This is a genomic window from Actinophytocola sp., assembly GCF_036402745.1.
Taxonomy (GTDB): domain Bacteria; phylum Actinomycetota; class Actinomycetes; order Mycobacteriales; family Pseudonocardiaceae; genus Actinophytocola.
The window spans coordinates 1-3,611 of the sequence record NZ_DASWSJ010000358.1 but is presented as its reverse complement, the minus strand read 5'-3'; the positions used below and the strand labels follow the sequence as shown (position 1 = coordinate 3,611).

Genomic DNA, 3,611 nt, shown 5'->3' with positions numbered 1-3,611 from the left:
GCCTGCACCGTCGAGTTCCTCTACCACCCCGGCGAGAAGCTGTTCGCCTTCCTCGAGGTCAACACCCGGCTGCAGGTCGAGCACCCGATCACCGAGATCACCACCGGCACCGACCTGGTACGGCTGCAGCTGCACGTGGCGAACGGCGGGACGCTGGACGGCGCCCAGCCGGGCGAGACCGGCCACGCCATCGAGGCCAGGCTCAACGCCGAGGATCCCGATCGCGACTTCGCGCCCGCCCCGGGCCGCATCGCGCGACTGGTGCTGCCCGCCGGGCCCGGCATCCGCGTTGACACCGGCGTCAGCGAGGGCGACAGCATCCCGGCCGACTTCGACTCGATGATCGCCAAGATCATCGCCTACGGCAGCGACCGCGAGCAGGCGCTGGGCCGGCTGCGACGCGCGATGGCCGAGACCACGGTGATCATCGAGGGCGGCGCGACCAACAAGAGCTTCGTGCTCGACCTGCTCGACCAGCCCGAGGTGATCGACGCGAGCGCCGACACCGGCTGGATCGACCGCGTACGCGCCGAGGGCCGCCTGGTCAGCCACCGGCACTCCGCGATCGCTCTGGCCGCCGCCGCGATCCGGGCCTACCACAACGAGGAGGAGGTCAGCCGCCAGCGGCTGCTGTCCACCGCGCACGGCGGGCGCCCGCAGGTGCAGCACGAGAGCGGCCGTCCGCTGGACCTCAAGCTCCGCGGTGTCGGCTACCGGGTGAGCGTGGCCCGGGTCGGGCAGAAGCGGTTCCGCGTCGGCATCTCCGGCGGCGACGCACCGCACCTTGTCGACGTCGAGGTCGAGCGGTTCGACGAGCACAGCGGCCAGATCGTGGTCAACGGCCGTCGGTTCCGACTGGTGTCGGCGGCCCACGGGCCGATCCATATGATCGAGGTCGACGGCGTCGCGCACCGGATCAGCGGCGACGAGGGCGGCGTCGTCCGCTCCCCCGCACCCGCGCTGGTGGTCGCGACGCCGCTTGCCCTCGGCGACGAGGTCGAGTCCGGCGCGCCGATCCTGGTGATCGAAAGCATGAAGATGGAGACGGTGCTACGCGCGCCGTTCCGCGCCCGCGTCCGTGAGTGCCCGGTGTCGGTGGGCAGCCAGGTCGAGACCGGCACGCCGGTGATGCGGCTGGAGCCACTGCCCGACGGGGGCGCCGAGCAGACGGAGCCGGTCGCCGAGACCGTGGAGATCGAGCTGCCCGCGGAGCCCGCGGCGGCATCCGCGGCCGATCGCGTCGAACGCGGCCTGCAGGATCTGCGCAGCCTGCTGCTCGGCTTCGACGTCGACCCGCACGACCGCGAGCGGGTGCTGTCGGCCTATCTGGCGGCGCGCGCCGAGCTGGGCGGGCGGCCGCTCGAGAGCGAGCTGGACCTGCTCACCGTATTCGCCGACCTGTCGGAGCTGAGCCGCAACAAGCCGAGCGGCGGGCTCGATGTCGAGCCGGGCAGCCCGGTGCACAGCCCGCGCGAGTCCTTCCACAGCTACCTGCAGAGCCTCGACGTCGAGCGCGCCGGAGTCACCGAGGCCTTCCAGGCCAAGCTCACCAAGGTCCTCGCCCACTACGGCATCGCCGGCCTCGACCGTACGCCGGAGCTGGAGGCCGCGGTCTTCCGGATCTTCCTGGCCCAGCAGCGGATGAGCACCAACGTCGCGATCGTGTCGGAGCTGCTGCGCCAGTGGCTGGCCGGCGCGCCGCCGACCGAGTCGCTCAGCGAGCGCGCCGGGCTCACCCTTGAGCGGCTGGTCGAGGCCACGCAGGTGCGTTTCCCGATGGTGTCCGACCTGGCCCGCGGCGTGGTGTTCCGTTGGTTCACCCAGCCGCTGCGGCGCCGCAACCGCGCCAAGGTCTACGCCGCGGTGCGCGACGACCTGCGCTACCTGGACCACAACCCCGACGCGCCGGACCGTGCCGGGCGGATCCAGGCCATGGTGGCCAGCTCCGAGCCGCTCGTCCGGCTGATCGGCCAGTGGATCGGCCGGCTCGGGCGGGACCCCCTGCCGCTGCTGGAAGTGCTGACACGCCGCTACTACGGCAGCCGCGGGCTGTCCGAGGTCACCGCGCGGGAGAGCGCGGGCTGCCGGTTCGTCACCGCCGAGCACACCGGTGCACACGGCGTGACACGCGTGGTCACCAGCGCCGTCGATATCGCCGCCCTGCCCGACGCCATCGGTGCCGTCGGCACTTTCGCCGCCGACGTGGCCGAGCACGGGCTGGTCGCCGACCTGTACGTCACGTGGGAGGACCAGCCGGACGCCGACGCGATGGCGGTGCGGCTCGGACGGCTGCTCGCCGAGCACCCGCTGCCCGCGGGCGTCCGCCGGATCACCACGACCGTCGCCGGCACCAGCGGCGCCGTGATGCACCACCACTTCACCTTCCGGCCCGACGGCGCGGGCTTCGCGGAGGACCGGCTGATCCGTGGCCTGCACCCGCAGATCGCCCGGCGCCTGCAGCTTCAGCGGCTGCGCGAGTTCGACCTCACGCGGCTGCCGTTCGCCGACGAGGAGATCTACCTGTTCAAGGCCGTGGCGCGCAGCAACCCGGCCGACGAGCGGCTCATCGCGATGGGCCAGGTACGCGACCTGACGCCGTTGCGCGAGGCCGGCGGCAGACTGGTCGCGCTGCCCGCGGTGGAGGACGCGATCACCGCGTGCCTCGACGCCATCCGCAACATCCAGGTGCAGCGACCCCAGAACAAGCGGTTCGACACCAACCGGATCATGATGTACGTCTGGCCGTCGGCCGAGCTGTCCACCGACGAGCTCAACACGCTGGTCCAGCGCGTCCTGCCGACCAGTGCCGGCGCGGGGCTGGAGGAGGTCCAGTTCGTGGCCCGCCAGCGCACCGCCGCGGGCGAGCTGGCCGAGGTCGCCGTGCGGATCACCTTGGACCCGGGCCACGGCGCGCGCCTGTTCGTGGACAAGCCGTCGACGGAACCGGTGCGGCCGCTGGACGACTACCGTCAGAAGGTGCTGCGCGCGGCCCGGCGCGGGAACGTCTACCCGTACGAGCTGACCGGCCTGCTCGCCGGGCCGCAGGGCCGCTTCGTCGAGCACGACCTCGACGACCACGGCGCGCTCGTGCCGGTGGAGCGGCCGAAGGGGAAGAACTCCGCGGCGATCGTGGCGGGCGTCGTCACGACGCCGACCGCGCGGCACGCCGAAGGCGTCACCCGCGTGGTGCTGCTGGGCGACCCGACGAAGGCGCTGGGCGCGCTGTCGGAGCCGGAGTGCGCGCGGGTGATCGCAGCGCTCGACCTCGCCGAGCGGATGCGGGTCCCCCTGGAGTGGTTCGCGCTGTCGGCGGGGGCGCGGATCTCGATGACCTCGGGCACCGAGAACATGGACTGGGTCGCGGCCGCGCTCAAGCGGATCGTCACGTTCACCCAGGACGGCGGCGAGATCAACATCGTGGTCGCCGGGATCACCGTCGGCGCCCAGCCGTACTGGAACGCCGAAGCGACGATGCTCATGCACACCAAGGGCATCCTGGTGATGACGCCGGACTCGGCGATGGTGCTCACCGGCAAGCAGTCGCTGGACTTCTCCGGCGGCGTGTCGGCCGAGGACAACTTCGGCATCGGCGGCTACGACCGGGTGATGGG

The 3,611-nt window shown here is 72.4% G+C and carries 1 protein-coding gene; it reads left to right on the top strand.

Annotated elements, in window-relative coordinates; translation table 11 throughout:
• On the top strand, positions 1–3,611 hold a 3,611-nt coding region (locus VGD70_RS32060), incomplete at both ends, for a biotin/lipoyl-containing protein (protein ID WP_331088019.1).